The 15,202-nt window shown below is 68.3% G+C and carries 16 protein-coding genes and 1 pseudogene; 14 read left to right on the forward strand and 3 right to left on the reverse strand.

All coding sequences use genetic code 11. The features are described from left to right. The 4 genes and pseudogenes from NGR01S_RS31455 to NGR01S_RS05000 all read left to right on the forward strand — a co-directional run. Nucleotides 1-376: pseudogene (locus tag NGR01S_RS31455) on the forward strand (SDR family NAD(P)-dependent oxidoreductase); the annotation flags it as partial. 1 nt (nucleotide 377) lies between these two features. Continuing rightward, on the forward strand, nucleotides 378-1,301 hold the full coding sequence (locus tag NGR01S_RS04990) for a ferritin family protein (RefSeq protein WP_063035008.1): 924 nt from the start codon (nucleotides 378-380) through the stop codon (nucleotides 1,299-1,301). Nucleotides 1,302-1,312: 11 nt separating this feature from the next. Then, the gene (locus NGR01S_RS04995; protein ID WP_063035161.1) at nucleotides 1,313-2,821 is read left to right on the forward strand and encodes a flavin-containing monooxygenase; all 1,509 of its coding nucleotides are present in this window, start codon (nucleotides 1,313-1,315) and stop codon (nucleotides 2,819-2,821) included. Between the two features lie 70 nt (nucleotides 2,822-2,891). Continuing rightward, nucleotides 2,892-3,665 (forward strand): MerR family transcriptional regulator, encoded by a 774-nt coding sequence (locus NGR01S_RS05000; RefSeq protein ID WP_063035009.1) that lies wholly within the window; start codon nucleotides 2,892-2,894, stop codon nucleotides 3,663-3,665. Between the two features lie 15 nt (nucleotides 3,666-3,680). On the opposite strand, the gene NGR01S_RS05005 is transcribed toward NGR01S_RS05000, so the two are convergent. Genes NGR01S_RS05005 through NGR01S_RS05015 form a run of 3 tightly spaced genes read right to left on the reverse strand, consistent with a single transcriptional unit; the run spans nucleotide 3,681 to nucleotide 5,490 of the window. Beyond that, entirely contained in the window at nucleotides 3,681-4,703 is a 1,023-nt protein-coding gene (locus tag NGR01S_RS05005) for an NADP-dependent oxidoreductase (protein WP_063035162.1), read from the reverse strand. A 38-nt stretch (nucleotides 4,704-4,741) separates the two neighbouring features. Beyond that, nucleotides 4,742-5,113 (reverse strand): hypothetical protein, encoded by a 372-nt coding sequence (locus NGR01S_RS05010; RefSeq protein WP_063035010.1) that lies wholly within the window; start codon nucleotides 5,111-5,113, stop codon nucleotides 4,742-4,744. Beyond that, nucleotides 5,110-5,490 (reverse strand): nuclear transport factor 2 family protein, encoded by a 381-nt coding sequence (locus NGR01S_RS05015; RefSeq protein WP_063035011.1) that lies wholly within the window; start codon nucleotides 5,488-5,490, stop codon nucleotides 5,110-5,112. Before NGR01S_RS05015 ends, NGR01S_RS05010 begins: the two co-directional genes overlap by 4 nt. 92 nt (nucleotides 5,491-5,582) lie before the next feature. Between NGR01S_RS05015 and NGR01S_RS05020 the strand changes: the two genes are divergently transcribed. From NGR01S_RS05020 to NGR01S_RS05065, 10 genes are all read left to right on the forward strand, one after another. Next, the gene (locus NGR01S_RS05020) at nucleotides 5,583-6,725 is read left to right on the forward strand and encodes an acyl-CoA dehydrogenase family protein (protein ID WP_063035012.1); all 1,143 of its coding nucleotides are present in this window, start codon (nucleotides 5,583-5,585) and stop codon (nucleotides 6,723-6,725) included. Nucleotides 6,726-6,826: 101 nt separating this feature from the next. Continuing rightward, the gene (locus NGR01S_RS05025) at nucleotides 6,827-7,615 is read left to right on the forward strand and encodes an enoyl-CoA hydratase/isomerase family protein (RefSeq protein ID WP_063035013.1); all 789 of its coding nucleotides are present in this window, start codon (nucleotides 6,827-6,829) and stop codon (nucleotides 7,613-7,615) included. Between the two features lie 37 nt (nucleotides 7,616-7,652). Further along, nucleotides 7,653-8,027, forward strand: coding sequence for a Zn-ribbon domain-containing OB-fold protein (locus NGR01S_RS05030; RefSeq protein ID WP_063035014.1), 375 nt, complete (start codon nucleotides 7,653-7,655; stop codon nucleotides 8,025-8,027). Beyond that, nucleotides 8,024-9,175: a thiolase family protein gene (locus tag NGR01S_RS05035; protein WP_063035015.1), complete on the forward strand. Its 1,152-nt coding sequence runs from the start codon at nucleotides 8,024-8,026 to the stop codon at nucleotides 9,173-9,175. The genes NGR01S_RS05030 and NGR01S_RS05035 overlap by 4 nt, the downstream gene beginning before the upstream one ends. Before the next feature lie 14 nt (nucleotides 9,176-9,189). Next, a complete protein-coding gene (locus NGR01S_RS05040) occupies nucleotides 9,190-10,398 on the forward strand; it encodes an acyl-CoA dehydrogenase family protein (protein WP_063035016.1) in 1,209 nt (402 codons plus the stop codon). After that, entirely contained in the window at nucleotides 10,395-11,345 is a 951-nt protein-coding gene (locus NGR01S_RS05045) for a phosphotransferase family protein (protein WP_063035017.1), read from the forward strand. Before NGR01S_RS05040 ends, NGR01S_RS05045 begins: the two co-directional genes overlap by 4 nt. Nucleotides 11,346-11,375: 30 nt before the next feature. Further along, nucleotides 11,376-12,578: an acyl-CoA dehydrogenase family protein gene (locus NGR01S_RS05050; protein ID WP_063035018.1), complete on the forward strand. Its 1,203-nt coding sequence runs from the start codon at nucleotides 11,376-11,378 to the stop codon at nucleotides 12,576-12,578. Then, entirely contained in the window at nucleotides 12,575-13,330 is a 756-nt protein-coding gene (locus tag NGR01S_RS05055) for an SDR family NAD(P)-dependent oxidoreductase (protein ID WP_063035019.1), read from the forward strand. The genes NGR01S_RS05050 and NGR01S_RS05055 overlap by 4 nt, the downstream gene beginning before the upstream one ends. A 1-nt stretch (nucleotide 13,331) precedes the next feature. Next, entirely contained in the window at nucleotides 13,332-14,123 is a 792-nt protein-coding gene (locus NGR01S_RS05060; RefSeq protein WP_063035020.1) for an SDR family NAD(P)-dependent oxidoreductase, read from the forward strand. Next, nucleotides 14,123-15,166: an NAD(P)-dependent alcohol dehydrogenase gene (locus NGR01S_RS05065; protein WP_063035021.1), complete on the forward strand. Its 1,044-nt coding sequence runs from the start codon at nucleotides 14,123-14,125 to the stop codon at nucleotides 15,164-15,166. The genes NGR01S_RS05060 and NGR01S_RS05065 overlap by 1 nt, the downstream gene beginning before the upstream one ends. Nucleotides 15,167-15,202: the final 36 nt, after the last annotated feature.

Raw genomic sequence — 15,202 nt, forward strand, 5'->3', positions numbered from 1 at the left:
TAAGGCCGGCGTGCTCGCCCTGTCGGAGACGATGGCCGCGGAGTTCAGCGGCACCGATATCGCGGTCACCGTACTCTGCCCCACCTTCGTCCGGACCGATGTCGCCCGGGACGGGCGGATCACCCCGGGGTCGCGCCATCTCGCCGACACCCTCATGCGCTGGACCGGTTTCTCCCCCGAGCGCGTCGCCCGCATCACCCTCGACGCGCACGACCGCGGCCGGCTCTATGTCCTCCCGCAGCCCGACGCCCAGCTGATCTGGCTGCTCAAGCGGGCGTTCCCCGGACCGTACACGACCGTGGCGGGCCTGCTCGAGCGGCTGCTGCCGCAGGACGCGCCGGCCACGCCGACCACTATCCAGAGAACAGGAATCTGATATGGCGACCATGGACTTCCAGGACATGCTCGAGAAGATCAAGGACCGCCAGTGGGCACTGGCCGATATCGATTGGGACGCACCGGGCGCGGAAACGATCACCCCCGAACAGCACGCGCGCCTGAAGCCGTTCATATCGGACCTGATGTGGATCGAGAATGTGGGGGCGCGCGGATTCGCCGCCATGGCCAAGAAGGCTCCCGACGAGACCCTGCGGGAGATCTACCGTTATTTCCACGCCGAGGAGCAGAAGCACGCCAATGCCGAACTCGCGTTGATGCGGCGCTGGGGCATGCTCGACGGCGACGAGATCCCACAGCCGAATATCAACGTCAAACTGGTGATCGATTTCCTGGACACATACGCCGACGAGATGTCGCTGTCGTTCTTGGGGACCGTGATCCCGATGCTCGAGGTGGCACTGGACGGCGCACTCGTCAAATTCATCATGGACGAGATCGAGGACCCGGTATGCCAGGAGGTGTTCCGGCGGATCAATGCCGACGAATCCCGGCATCTGGCGGTCGATTTCGCGGTAATGGATGTGCTGGGTCACGCCGAGATGCGCAAACTGCTCATCGAACTGGTCGGCGGTTGGGTGAGGCCGACCTTCCTGATCGGCGTGCTGAGTTATATGCCGCTGCTGAACAAGATGCGGGACAATATTGTCGCGATGGGGGTGGACGAGAAGAAGCTGTACTCGGCGCTCGAGCGCTATCGGAAGGTGGGCGAACGCAGCGAGTTCGCACGCCGGCTGCCGATGTATCAGATCGTGAAGATGCACGGGGACTGGGTCGTCGACCGGAGGCACCCGTATCACCTGCTCGCGGACACCCTGGTGAAGATCACCGGACGTATTCCACGGCGGCTGCTGCGCAAGGACCCGAGCTGGTCGAAGGAAATCACCTACACCCCCGCCGCGTGACGAGGACGGATATGACCACGACCAGCACAGCCCCGCTCGATGTCGCCGTGATCGGTGCGGGATTCGCCGGGATCGGCGCGGCCATCCGGCTGCGGGACCGCGGTATCACGAATTTCGCGGTGTTCGAACGCGGTAACGCGATCGGCGGAACCTGGCGAGACAACACCTATCCCGGCGCCGCGTGCGATATTCCCTCCCGGCTCTACTCCTATAGTTTCGCGCCCAACCCGGATTGGTCACACACCTATTCCGGGAGCGATGAGATCCTGGGCTATATCGACTCGATGGTGGCGAAATCCGGTATCGCACCGCATATCCGGCTGCGGCATAACGTCACCGGAATGGAATTCGACGAGTCCACGGGGACCTGGGATATCTCGATCGAGGGCTCCGGGACGGTCCGCGCCCGCGCGGTGGTGCTGGCGTCCGGGCCGCTGACCGAACCCGGTTATCCCGATATCCCGGGTATCGACTCCTTCACCGGCCATACGATCCACAGCGCCCGCTGGGACCACGACTACGATTTCACCGGCAAACGGGTCGCGGTGATCGGTACCGGAGCCAGTGCGGTGCAGATCATTCCGGAACTGGTCGAACGAGCCGGTTCGGTGAAGGTTTTCCAGCGCACCCCGGGCTGGGTCCTGCCCCGGGTGAACCGGCGCACCGGCGCCCTCGCCAAAGAGCTCTACCGGCACATTCCCGGCGCGCAGAGCCTCGCGCGGCAGGCATGGTTCTACGGACACGAGTCGGTGGCGCTCGGCGTCGTCTGGAACACCCCGCTCACCCGGGTGGTCGAACTGGTCGGCCGGGCGCAATTGCGGCGGCAGGTCGCCGATCCGTGGCTGCGCCGGCAGCTCACCCCCGATTTCCGGGCGGGCTGCAAACGACTGCTCATGACCGACGATTACTACCCGGCGCTGCAACGGGTGAACTGCAAACTGATCACCTGGCCCATCGCCCGGATCGCGCCGGACGGTATCCGCACCGCCGAGGGGATCGAGCATCGCGCCGACTGCATCGTGTTCGCCACCGGGTTCGAGGTCTCCAAAACAGGGACGCCGATCCCGATCACCGGTCGCGACGGCCGGGTGCTCGCCGACGAATGGCGGCGCGGCGCGTTCGCGTACCGCAGTGTCGCGGTCTCGGGATATCCGAACCTGTTCCTGACCTTCGGTCCCAATTCCGGTCCGGGGCACAACTCGGCGCTGGTGTACATGGAGGCGCAGATCGACTATCTGGTGCAGGCGATCGGCCTGATCCTGGATCGTGATCTGCGGATGCTCGAGGTGCGCTCCGCGCGTCAAGAGCGTTACAACGCGGCGATCCAGCGCAGGCTCGGCGCGACCACCTGGAACTCGGGCTGCCGCAGCTGGTATCTGACCGAGGACGGGTTCAACGCGACCATGTACCCGGGGTTCGCCACGCAGTACCGCAACCAGTTGCGCGAGGTCGATCTCGACGACTACACGGTGGTGGCGGCCGAGCCGCGGATCGCGCCGACGGTGGCATCGGTCTCATAACCGGCGGTTAGACTCGGATTCGGCGTGCCGGAGTCACCGGGGCGCAGGCGGGCGAGGGAGGTGCGGACTCATGGCGCGATACCGGATCGACGATCTCGCCCGCGCCGCGGGCACCACCTCCCGCAATGTCCGTGCCTATCAGGAACGCGGCCTGCTACCACCCCCGGCCGACCGCGACGGCCGGGCAAGTATCTATGACGATTCCCATCTCGAGCGGCTCCGACTCATCGACGCGCTGCTGCAGCGCGGTTTCACCACCGCGCATATCGCCGATTTCATCACCAGCTGGGAAACCGGTAAGGACCTCACCGAGGTGCTGGGTCTGCAGCACGCCGTTACCGCGAACTGGTCGGAGGAGGAGACCTTCGAGGTCCCCCGGGAACTGCTCGCCACCATCCTCGGTGAGCAGACCGAGGAGCTGGTAGCGCAGCTGAGCCGGATGGGTCTGGTCCGGGTGGACGGCGAGACGGTGGTGATCACCGATACCCAGCTGCTCACCTCGTTCACCGAACTCCACGAGTACGGGGTGGAACTGGGCACGCTGATCTCGGTGTACGCCGAGGTCGCGACGCGGATCGACGATATCAGCGAATTGCTCATCAACGCGGCGAAGAAACATATCGTCGACGCGCACGGGCCCGGCTGGCTACCGGATTCCAACGACGAGATCGCCGCCACCACCCGCATGCTCAATACGATGCGTGAGCTCGGTGTCGCCGCGGTGCACACCAGTCTGGCCCGGTCGCTCGACACCACCCTGCGCCGCGAACTCGGTGACTATCTCGCCACGGCGGCCGAACGGGAGCGGGAACGGAAAATGGGCCGCGCCCAGCGCGACCGCTGAGCACCGGGGCGCTCCTCAAACCAGCCGGCACAGGGTTTTACCGGTGGTCGCGCCCGAGAGCATCGCCACCAGTGCGGCCGCCGCCTCCTCGATCCCCTCGAACACCGATTCCCGGTGGACCAGTCGCCCGGCCGCGAGGTGCGCACCGACCTCGGCACGCATCGGCGCCTCGAGGTGGTTGAAGGATCCGGCCCGGAAACCCCGCATGCGCAGACCTTTCGCCACCATGGTGAACAGGTTGGGCGGCCCGGCCGGGGCGCCGCCGTCGTAACCGGATACCGCACCGCACAGCGCGATCCGGCCCTGCGGGCACAGCGCGTCCAGCGCCGCGGTCAGATGGTCACCACCGACATTGTCGAAGTACGCGTCGATTCCCGTGGGCGCGAGCGCGGCCAGCGATTCGGCGAGGGAGGGTCCGTGGTAGTCGAAGGCCGCGATACCCAGTTCGTCGCGCAGGTAGGCGACCTTGTCCGGGCTGCCCGCCGAGCCGAGCACCGTGGCGCCGCGTAAGGCCGCGAGTTGGGCGGCGAGCGAGCCGACCGCACCGGCGGCCGACGACACCCACAGCGTGTCCGCCGCGGTCAGCTCGAGGATCTCCACCAGCCCTACATACGCGGTGAGTCCGGCGCTGCCCAGCGGCCCGAGGAACCATTGTGGAGGCAGGTCACCGGCCTCGATCCGGGTGGGCGCACCGTAGCCGCCGATGGTCTGCGTCCCGGCACCCACCAGCGCGTATTCCCGGTAGCCGAGGGTATGGGAGATCAGATCGCCGACGGCGTAGTCCGGATGGCGGGTCTCGGCGACCACACCGAGGGCGAGACCGGTGAGTTCCTCGCCCGGCCGCAGCGGCGGCAGGTATCCGTCGGGTGTGGTCTCCGCCAGCCGGATGCGGATCGACGGATCGATCGACAGCCAGGTGTTGCGCACCAGGATCTCGCCCGGACCGGGGTCGGGAACGGGTTCCGCGATCAGCTCGAGATCGGTGACTCCCAGCTTTCCGGCCGGGCGCCGGGCCAGGCAGAGCCGGCGATTCATCAGTGGTCCTCCTTGTCGGACGGGCCCGGGACCCGCGCCGCTCAGCGCGCGAAGGCGACTTCGGGTGTCCGGGCGATGAGCAGCCGGCGCACCGCACCGGCGGCGTCGAGCTGGACGGTCGCATTGAACGACGCCTCGAACTCCCCGTCGCGGGTGGTGCGACCGAGCACCAGTTCGTATTCGCCGACCACCGCGCCCACGTCGATGTGGTGGATCAGGGTGCTCTTCTCGCGCTGCGCGAGGTAGGTGACCAGACCGGCCCGGTCCCCGACGAATTCGGCGCTCGCCCCGGATCCCTTGGAGAACTGCACCGACATGGTGAAGTCGTCGGAGATCATGTCGAGCACCCGATCGGGATCGTCGGAATCCATATAGCCGAACCACCGGGCCAGCACGGGCACATCCGTCGTCATTTCTGTTCTCCTTCGGTCGAGGACCGGTCCACCAGCGCGAAGTCCGCGCTGAACGTGACCTGGTATCGGTCGATGAGTCCCGCCGCGTCCAGATGCATCGCGGCCACGAAGTACCCGGTGGTCACGGTGTCGTTCTCGGTGACTGCGCCGTGGGCGAACTGCACATCCCCGTCGGCGGCGACCCGCAACAGCACGTGCTTGCGATTCACCGGTGGCCGGCCGCTGAGGTACTCGAACATGGCCGGGCGGCCGCGGTCCCGTTTCACACCGGTGGGCAGGACCATCGTGAAGTCCACGTCCTCGGCCAGCAACGCCACCGCGTCCCGCAGGCCGCCGCTGTCGACGGTCGCGTAGTAGTGCTCGATCACGTAACTCATGAAATGAACTTAGTTCAGCAAACCACTTCTTGTCGAGACCGCGAACCGCTACGCTCAACTTACCGAATTGAACTCAAGTCAACCGGAGAATCATGTCCCCGACCTCAGTAGCCGCCGTCGAAGTTCCCTGGCCGCGGGCGGAACCGGCGGCTCTCACGCCCGGCCCGGAACAGGAACAACTGCGCGAAACCCTGCGGGCGCTACTCGCCAGGCACAGCGGTATCGACCAGGTCCGTGCGGCGGCGGAATCCGCGAGCGGATACTCCGAACCACTGTGGCGACGTCTCGTCGACGAGATGTCGGTGACCTCGCTCGCCGTGCCGGAGGAACAGGGCGGGCTGGGCTACGGCACCGCCGAGCTGGCCGTCGTTCTCGAGGAATGCGGACGCGCCCTGGTCTGCGAACCCGTGATCAGCTCGGCGGTCCTGGGCGTGCAGGCACTGCTGCCGGCCGCCGCGGAGACCGCCGAACTCTTCGCCGAGGTACTCGCCGGGCGGTCGCTCGCCACCGTCGGCGCCCTCGATCCGGCGACCGACGCGCTGCGAGCCCGAGCCGAATCCGGCGGCTGGCGCGTCGACGGCACGGTCACCCACCTACCGGCCGGCGAGTCCGCCGAGATCGTCGCGGCCTCGGCGGATACCCCCGAGGGCCGCCGCCTCTTCGCCCTGCGGCCCGGACCCGAAGCCGTCCGCAGCCCACGCCGGGTCCTCGACCCCACCCGCAGACAGGCGGACCTCACCGTCCGCGACTGCCCGGCCGTCACACTGACGACACCGGAATCGACACCGGCCGCCGTCGCGCGACTGCACGACCTGGCCACCCTCGCCACGGCCTGCGAGAACACCGGCATCGTCGATCATCTACTGGAGCTCACGGTCGACTACGCCCGCACCCGCCACCAGTTCGGACGACCGATCGGCTCCTTCCAGGCCGTCAAACACCGGTTGGCCGATCTACTCGTCGAGCTGGAACGCGCGCGTTCGGCGTCCCGATACGCCGCCGCCCTTTACGCCGAGAACCCCGACTCGGCACGACTGGCCGTGGCGGTGGCGGGCACTGTCTGCACCGACGCGGCCGTACTCGCGGCCTCCGAAGCGGTGCAGTTACACGGCGGCGTCGGCTTCACCTGGGAGCATCCCGTCCATTCCTATTTCCGGCGCGCGCTAGGAAATGAAGCAGCACAGGGTGATTCGCGCACCCATCGGGCGCGAATCGCCGATCTGATCGGCGTCTGAACGACCCGGACCGGCGCGGAATTCCATATTGACGCCCTCCGCGCCATCGAGTACAACTGAAGTGAATCCAGTTCAATAACGGACAATGAAAGAGGCCCTCGATGGTTGACACCGACCACATCGTCCTGGAGAAAGACGGCGAGATCGCCCGTGTCTGGCTCAACCGCCCGCACAAGAAGAACGCGGTCACCGTGGAGCTGCTGCACCGGCTGGACGAGATCATCGTCGAGGTGGACAACGACCCCGAGCTGAAGGTGCTCGTGCTACGCGGCCGGGCCAACACCTTCTGCTCGGGCTTCGACCTGGACGAACTGCGGGAGAACTACGTCGGCAAAACCAACGCGATGGATGTCGCGGTGCTCTCGGCGAAGGTCTGCGACCGCCTCTACTCCATGAACACCCCCTCGGTGGCGGTGCTGGAGGGCTACGTCACCGCGGGCGGTTTCGAGCTGATGATCTCCTGTGATTTCGCGGTCGCCGCCGACGATGCCAAGATCGGCGACTTCCACATCCGCCGCGCGCTCTTCGGCGGCGCGGGCCCGATCTACCGTCTGCCGCGCATGATCGGGATCCGCAAGACCAAGGAGCTGATGCTCACCGGCAAACTACTCTCCGGTAAGGAGGCCGAGGCATTCGATCTGATCAACGCCTCCGCACCGGCGGCCGAACTCGATGCCCTGGTGGACGATTTCATCGCGCCGATCATCGACAAGAGCCCGTTCGCCATGAAGCTCACCAAGATGACCATCGACCGCGGCCTGGACGCCGATATCCAGTCGCTGATGGTGATGGAACATCTGGCGGTCGGCAACGCCCTGCAGTCCGAGGACGCGCGCGAGGGTGTCAACGCCTTCCTGGAGAAGCGCGAACCCAAGTGGGTCGGTCGCTGAACCAGCGGGCGGCAGACCGACTACCGGAAGGAACGACATGGGTGAGCAGGTGAAACCCGTACTGGAGGGCAGTAGGTGCCGGGTCTGTGGCACTGTCGGCTACCCGGCGAGCGCGATCTGCGCGCGCTGCGCCCGGCCGACCGCCGACCCGCTACCGCTCAGCGACGAAGGGGTGGTCTGGGCCTACACCGTCCAGCGGTTCCCACCGAAATCGCCACCGTATGTCGTTCCCGCCGAGGGCTTCGCACCGTACGCGGTCGGCTATGTCGAACTCCCCGAGGGGATCAAGATCGAGGCGATTCTCGACTGCGACGATTTCGCCCGTCTGGACCGGGCTCCGGTGCGACTGGTCGCGGTCACACCGGTCCCCCGGTTCGCCACCACTACCACCCAGCAGAGCGAGGACCGGTGACCGAGCAGGTTTCCATCATCGGGAGCGGACTGTCGCGCTTCGGCCGCCGGCCCGGCGTCAGCGGGCGGCAGATGGCGGTCGAGGCGATCACCGCCGCGGTGGCCGACGCCGGACTGACCTGGCCCGATATCCAGGTCGCGTTCGGTGGCAGCGACGGGTCGGGACTGGCCGACACCCTGGTCGCCGAACTCGGTTTCACCGGTATCCCGTTCACCAATGTGAAGAACGGCTGCGCGACGGGGGGCAGCGCGCTGTTCTCCGCGGTCAACGCGGTGCGGTCCGGCGCCGCCGAGATCGCGCTCGCGGTCGGCTTCGACAAACACCCGCGCGGGGCGTTCGACCCCGACCCCGCCGACTGGGGCCTGCCCGAGGGGTACGGCGCGGCCGGACTCATGGTGACCACCCAGTTCTTCGGCGCCAAGATCGGCCGCTATATGCGCGAGCACAAAATCTCCGCGGCGACGCTGGCGAAGGTCGCCGAGAAGGCCTACCGCAACGGCAGCCGCAATCCCAATGCCTGGCGGCGGGAGCCGATCTCGGCAGCGCAGATCGCCGCGGCGGAGCTGGTGAACGACCCGCTCACCAAGTTCATGTTCTGCTCCCCCGGCGAAGGGGGCGCCGCCGTGGTCGTCGCGAGCGAAGCCGCCGTGCGCCGGCTCGGCGGGCGCCCGGTGCGATTGCGGGCGATCAGCCATCGCACCCGACGCTTCGGCTCCTTCGAGGTGTTCAGCCCCGCGGTCCAGGGCACCGGGGAACCGACCAGCGTCAGTACCGATGCCGCCACCGCGGCCTTCGAGCAGGCCGGGATCGGGCCGAACGAGATCGACGTCGCCCAGCTCCAGGACACCGAGAGCGGCGCGGAGATCATGCATATGGCCGAATGCGGGTTCTGCGAGCACGGCGCACAGGAGGAGCTGATCGCCGCGGGCGCCACCGAGATCGACGGCCGGCTGCCGATCAATACCGACGGCGGCTGTATCGCCAACGGTGAACCCATCGGTGCCTCGGGACTGCGGCAGGTCCACGAGATCGTCACCCAACTGCGGGGCGATGCGGGCGACCGCCAGGTACCGGGTGACCCGCGCCTCGGTTTCACACACGTCTACGGCGCTCCCGGAATCAGCGCCTGCACGATCCTTTCGGTCTGAGGGCGAGGGAAACAGTGAGTACACAGACACTTCCGGATCTCGCCGAGTTCACCGAATCGGCCCGGGGCTGGTTACGCGGGGTCGCCGCGCCCCGCACCGAAGCCGCCTGGGGTCACGGTGACGATTCGGTCGCCGTATTCGAGAATTGGACCGCCGCGGAGGAACGGCGGCACACCGACGCGATCCGCGACTACGAGCGCGCCAGATTCGATGCGGGCTGGGGACCGCTGAACTGGGCCCCGGAATACGGTGGACGTGGGCTGCCGATGTCCTATGTGCTCGCATTCCGGCGTGCCGAAGCGGAGTTCGAGGTACCCCGGCGCACCGAGATGTTCTCGGTGACACAGCAATTGGTGGCTCCGACCATCGAGCAGTGGGGTACGCCGGAACAGCGGGACCGCTATGTGCGGGCCATGCTGCGCACCGATCTCATCGCCTGCCAGCTCTTCTCCGAAACCGAGGCCGGGTCCGATCTGGCCGCGGTACGGACCCGGGCCACCCGGAACGCCGACGGCACCTGGACCCTCGACGGCCACAAGGTCTGGACCTCGGGCGCCCGCGTCGCCGACCTCGGTGTGGCGGTGTGCCGGACCGATCCGGCGGTGGCCAAGCACGCGGGACTCACCGTATTCCTGGTACCGATGGATGCTCCGGGCGTCACCGTCCGCCCGATCCGCCAGATGACCGGCGGCACCTCGTTCAACGAGGTCTATCTCGACGGTGTGGTGCTCGACGACGGGCTGCGGCTCGGACCGGTCGGCGAGGGCTGGCCGGTCGCGCTGACCGTGCTCGCCGCCGAACGCCTCGACGGCGCGACCCTGGGTCTGGCCAATGCCGACCAGGCGGTGGCCTTGGCCCGCAACGTCGGGCGTGACCTGTCCGACCTGGAACGCGACCGGGTCGCCGACCTGGTCACCCGCAGCTATGTGCAGCGGGTGGCGGGTATGCGGGTCGCCGCGGCAGTGGTCGCGGGCCGGGACCCGGGCCCGGAGTCCTCGGCGGGCAAGCTGCTGGCCACCGACACCATGGCGCGTACCTCGGAGGTGGTGCGGCTGCTGCTCGGCCGCGACCTGGTCGCCGATTCCGGACGCTGGGGCACCTACGCCTGGACCGAGCACGTACTCGGCGCGCCGGGCTACCGGATCGCCGGCGGCACCGACGAGATCCAGCACAACATCATTGCCGAGCGGGTACTCGGCCTGCCCAAGGAGCCACGCCCATGACGCTGGAACACCGGGTCCGCGACCGGCTGGCCGCCGAGCTCGGGCACGAACTCACCGACTTCGAACGCCTGCCGGGTGGCCATTCGGGGCTCACCTACCGGGCGGTGACGACCGGCGGCACCTATGTGGTGAAGGCCGTGCCCGAGGGGCGCGAACCCATCGGCCGCCACGATATGTTGCGCCAGGCCCGGATCATGCGTGCGCTGGCGCCGACCGAGGTGCCGGTGCCCCGCATCGTCGTCACCGACGCGCGCGAGCCGGCCTGGTTCGCCATGGAATTCGTCGCCGGCGAATCACTGGAACCGGTACTCGACGATCCGCCCGTGACGCCGGAGCTCGCCGCGGCCCGGATGCGCCGCGCGGCCGAGGTACTGCCCCGGCTGCACGCGGTCGCTCTCGACATGGTGCCCGGTATCGAACCCGCGCTGACCCCGGGCGATGAACTGGCTCGCTGGGCCCGCACTCTCGGCGCGGTACCGCCGGAACTGGTCAACGGCGGTGACCAACTGCTGGAACTACTCGGCCGGCGCGTGCCGGAACCATTGGCACCCACTCTCGTCCACGGTGACTATCGGCTCGGCAACATCATCGCCGCGGGTACCGAACCCGTCGCGCTCATCGACTGGGAGATCTGGAGCGCCGGCGACCCCCGCGTCGAACTCGGCTGGTTCCTGATCTTCGCCGACGGCACCAACTTCCCCGGTGTGGGCCGCCCAGTTCCCGGGCTGCCGAGCGCTGCCGAACTGGTGGAGCTGTACCGCGTGGGCGGTACCGAGCTACCCGAACTGCCCTGGTTCGACGCGCTCGGCCGGCTCAAGATGGCCGCCATCATGGGCCACAACCTGCGGCGGCACCGCGAAGGCCGACACCACGACCCGGACCAGGAAAAACTCCCCGCCACCATCGACCGCCTCATCGAGACCGGGACCGCGCTGCTCGCCGGTTGAGGTCTCCTCCCCCAGTTCAGGAGCCGCACTGTGGATTTCTCCTACTCCGCCCGCACGGCGGACCTGCTCGCCACACTCGGCCGATTCATGGACGACCACGTCTACCCGGCCGAGCGGGTCTACGACAAGCAGATCGCCGCGGCGGACAATCCGCACGAACAACCGCAGATCATGCGGGAATTGCAGGCCCGGGCCCGGGAACTGGGTCTGTGGAATCTTTTCATGACCCACGACGGATTGGGCGCCGGACTCACCAATCTGGAATACGCGCCGCTCGCCGAAATGGTCGGCCGGTCGATCATCGGTAACGAGGCGATCAACTGTTCGGCGCCCGATACCGGGAATATGGAAATCCTGGCCATGTTCGGCACCGACGAGCAGAAGCAGCGGTGGTTACGACCGCTGCTGGATTGCGAGATCCGGTCGGCTTTCGCCATGACCGAACCCGCGGTCTCCAGTTCCGACGCCACCAATATCACGTCGACCATCCGCCGCGACGGCGACGATTACGTCATCAACGGCCGGAAATGGTACACCTCCGGAATTCTCGACCCGGATTGCAAACTCGTCATCTTCATGGGCAAATCCGATCCGGAAGCGCCGGCCTATCGCCGGCAGAGCATGATCCTGGTCCCCGCCGACGCACCCGGCGTCGAAGTCCTGCGTGATCTGCCGATGTTCGGTTTCCACGACCGGCTCGGGCACGGCGAGGTCCAGTTCACCGATGTCCGGGTGCCCGCGGCGAATATGCTCGGCGCCGAAGGCGACGGATTCGCCATCGCGCAGGGCCGGTTGGGCCCGGGCCGGATGCACTACGCCATGCGGGCCATCGGAATGGCCGAACGTGCCCTCGACCTGATGTGCCGTCGCGCGCTGGAGCGCACCGCGTTCGGGGGCCCGCTGGCCGACCGGGGTGTGGTGCGGGAGTGGATCGCCCGCAGCCGGATCGAGATCGACCAGATCCGCCTACTGGTCCTGAAGTCGTCCTGGCTGATGGACACCAAGGGCAATGCGGCGGCGCGTTCGGAGGTCGCCGCGATCAAGGTGGCCGCCATGGAGGTGGCGCACACCGTGGTCGACCGGGCGGTCCAGACCTTCGGCGCGGCCGGGGTCAGCGATGACACCGTGCTGGCCCGGATGCACGCGATCACCCGCGCACTGCAGATCGCCGACGGCCCCAATGAAGTACATCTGCGCACCATCGCGCGTCTGGAGTTGAAAAAGCACCGATGAGCACAACGGATCTGACCGGAAAGGTCGCGCTGGTGACCGGCGCGAGCCGCGGACTCGGGCTGGCGATCGCCCGCGGGCTACGCGACGCCGGCGCCACGGTGATCGTCTCCAGCCGCAAACTCGCCGCCTGCGAGGCGGCGGTTGCCGCGCTCGGCGCGGGCCCCGGCAGCGCGCACCCATGGGAACTGCATGTGGGCAGGTGGGACAGCATAGAGCCCGCCGTCGACCGGATCGTCGCCGAATACGGCAGTCTCGATATCGTGGTCAACAATGCCGGCATCGCGCCGTTGGCCGCGAATCTGGCGGCGGTGACCGAGGGCCTGTGGGACAAGACCCTCGAGGTGAACCTGAAGGGCCCGTTCCGGCTGATGGCTGTCGCCGGGGCCCGGATGGCCGCCGCCGGTGGCGGTTCGATCATCAATATCTCCAGTATCGGCGCGGTCCGGCCCAGCCCGCCCGAGGCGATGTACGCCGCGGCGAAGAACGGTCTCAACGCGCTCACCATGGCGTTCGCCCAGGAGTACGCGCCGTCGGTACGGGTGAACTGTGTGATGCCGGGCGGGTTCGCGACGGATATGGCCGAGCACTGGGACGACGAGTTCGTCGGCAAGATCGTCGACCGGCTCCCCGCGGGCCGGCTGGGGCGGCCGGAGGAGATCGCCGGACTGGTCGTCCACCTCGCGAGCGATGCCGCGGGGTACACAACCGGGGCCGTGATCCCGGTCGACGGCGGCCGGACGGCGGTGTACTGAGATGAGTACGCAGCCGAGCGAACCGGAAACCGCCACACCGGCGAGCCTGTTCGATCTGAGCGGGCGCGTCGCCGTGGTCACCGGTGCCTCGTCCGGCCTCGGGCTGGGCTTCGCCCGCGTGCTGGCCGGCGCGGGCGCCACCGTCTACGCGGCCGCCCGCCGGGTGGACCGGCTGACCGAGCTGGCACGGACCGATTCCCGTATCATGCCGGTGCCCTGTGACGTGACCCGGGACGCGGACCGTACCGCACTGGTGGACCGCTGCTACGCGGAGTCCGGACGCCTGGACGTGCTGGTCAACAATGCGGGCCGACCGGGTCCGCCGCAGGCGGAACAGGAGACCGACGCGGAGTTCCACGCGATCCTGGAGTTGAACCTGCTCGCCGGATTCCACCTCGCCACCTACGCCGCGACCCGGCTGCCCGAGGGCGAACACGCGTCCTACATCAATATCTCCTCGGTGATCGGACTGGTTTCCACCGCCCCGATCGGTGGCGCGAGCTATGCCGCCTCCAAGGCCGGAACCCTGGGACTCACCCGGGAGCTCGCCGGCCAGTGGGGCCGGCGCGGTATCCGGGTGAATGCCGTGGTGCCGGGGTGGTTCGATACCGAGATGACCGACGGCCTGTTCAGCAACGAGAAATCGGCAGGCTGGGTCCGGCGCAACACCATGCTCGGCCGTGGCGGCCGGACCGGAGAGGTGGACGGCGCGTTGCTGTTCCTGGCCTCGGACGCGTCGTCCTATATGACCGGGCAGACCCTGGTGGTCGACGGCGGCTGGACGGCACGCTGATGCTGGCCGTACAGCTCACCGCCTGGGGCGCCGAACCCGAACTCCGCGAGATCCCCACACCGCGACCGGACGGGGAGGAACTGCTGGTGCGGGTCGAGGCGGCCGGGCTGTGCCGCTCGGATCTGCACATCATGGATTCCGCCGCCGGCGCGTTCGGCTATCCCCTCCCGCTCACCCTCGGACACGAGGTCGCGGGGACCGTGTTCGACGCCGGCCCGGCAGCCGACCGCGGCTGGATCGGGGAAACGGTGGTGGTTCACGGAATCTGGAGTTGTGGCGGGTGCCGCAACTGCGCACGAGGGCGAGAGAACTACTGCTTGCGCCTGCGCCCGGGCCCGGACGGCCGAGGGAAGCCGATCGGTAACGGCCTCGGCCATCCGGGCGGGCTGGCCGAGGCGATGATCGTGCCTTCGGCCCGCTACCTGGTTCCGGCGCGAGGTGTGGACCCGGTGCTCTGCGCGCCCCTCGCGGATGCGGGCCTCACCGCGTATCACGCGGTGCGCCAACACCACGACCTGATCGATTCCGGCAGCGTAGTTCTCGTGGTGGGGGTCGGCGGGCTCGGCCATCTCGCGGTCCAGCTCCTGCGTGAGTTCGGTGCCGGACGGATCATCGCGATCGACAACCGGCCGGAGGCACTCGGGGTGGCCCGCCGGCTGGGCGTGGACGCGGCCTTCCCCGATATCGCCTCCGCGGCCACCGGCCTGCGCGACGGCGCGGATCTGATCTTCGACTTCGCCGGCGCCCCGGACACCGTGGGCCCGGCCGGGGCGGTGCTCGCGCCGGGCGGCCGCCTGGTGGTGGTGGGCAGCGCGGGCGGTCGGATCGAGGTCGGTAAGGACGTCGGCCTGGCCGCGGGCTGGACCGTGACGGCGCCGTTCTGGGGGCCGCGGTCGGATCTGGCCACAGTGGTCGATCTCGCCCGCCGGGGCGCCCTGCACGTCACCGCGGAGACCTTCCCGCTCACCGAGGCGGTGGAGGTCTACCGCAGGCTGCGGGCGGGCGGGATCACCGGGCGCGCCGTCCTGGTCCCACCGGCGTGACGAGCGCATTCCGCCCCGCGGGAGCGCGGCGACGAG

This window comes from Nocardia grenadensis NBRC 108939 (genome assembly GCF_001613445.1).
GTDB lineage: Bacteria > Actinomycetota > Actinomycetes > Mycobacteriales > Mycobacteriaceae > Nocardia > Nocardia grenadensis.

Coding starts and splice junctions, on each gene's coding strand:
- NGR01S_RS04990 (WP_063035008.1), top strand. CDS start 378: ATGGCGACCATGGACTTCCAGGACATGCTCGAGAAGATCAAGGACCGC.
- NGR01S_RS04995 (WP_063035161.1), top strand. CDS start 1,313: ATGACCACGACCAGCACAGCCCCGCTCGATGTCGCCGTGATCGGTGCG.
- NGR01S_RS05000 (WP_063035009.1), top strand. CDS start 2,892: ATGGCGCGATACCGGATCGACGATCTCGCCCGCGCCGCGGGCACCACC.
- NGR01S_RS05010 (WP_063035010.1), bottom strand. CDS start 5,113: ATGACGACGGATGTGCCCGTGCTGGCCCGGTGGTTCGGCTATATGGAT.
- NGR01S_RS05015 (WP_063035011.1), bottom strand. CDS start 5,490: ATGAGTTACGTGATCGAGCACTACTACGCGACCGTCGACAGCGGCGGC.
- NGR01S_RS05020 (WP_063035012.1), top strand. CDS start 5,583: ATGTCCCCGACCTCAGTAGCCGCCGTCGAAGTTCCCTGGCCGCGGGCG.
- NGR01S_RS05025 (WP_063035013.1), top strand. CDS start 6,827: ATGGTTGACACCGACCACATCGTCCTGGAGAAAGACGGCGAGATCGCC.
- NGR01S_RS05030 (WP_063035014.1), top strand. CDS start 7,653: ATGGGTGAGCAGGTGAAACCCGTACTGGAGGGCAGTAGGTGCCGGGTC.
- NGR01S_RS05045 (WP_063035017.1), top strand. CDS start 10,395: ATGACGCTGGAACACCGGGTCCGCGACCGGCTGGCCGCCGAGCTCGGG.
- NGR01S_RS05055 (WP_063035019.1), top strand. CDS start 12,575: ATGAGCACAACGGATCTGACCGGAAAGGTCGCGCTGGTGACCGGCGCG.
- NGR01S_RS05060 (WP_063035020.1), top strand. CDS start 13,332: ATGAGTACGCAGCCGAGCGAACCGGAAACCGCCACACCGGCGAGCCTG.
- NGR01S_RS05065 (WP_063035021.1), top strand. CDS start 14,123: ATGCTGGCCGTACAGCTCACCGCCTGGGGCGCCGAACCCGAACTCCGC.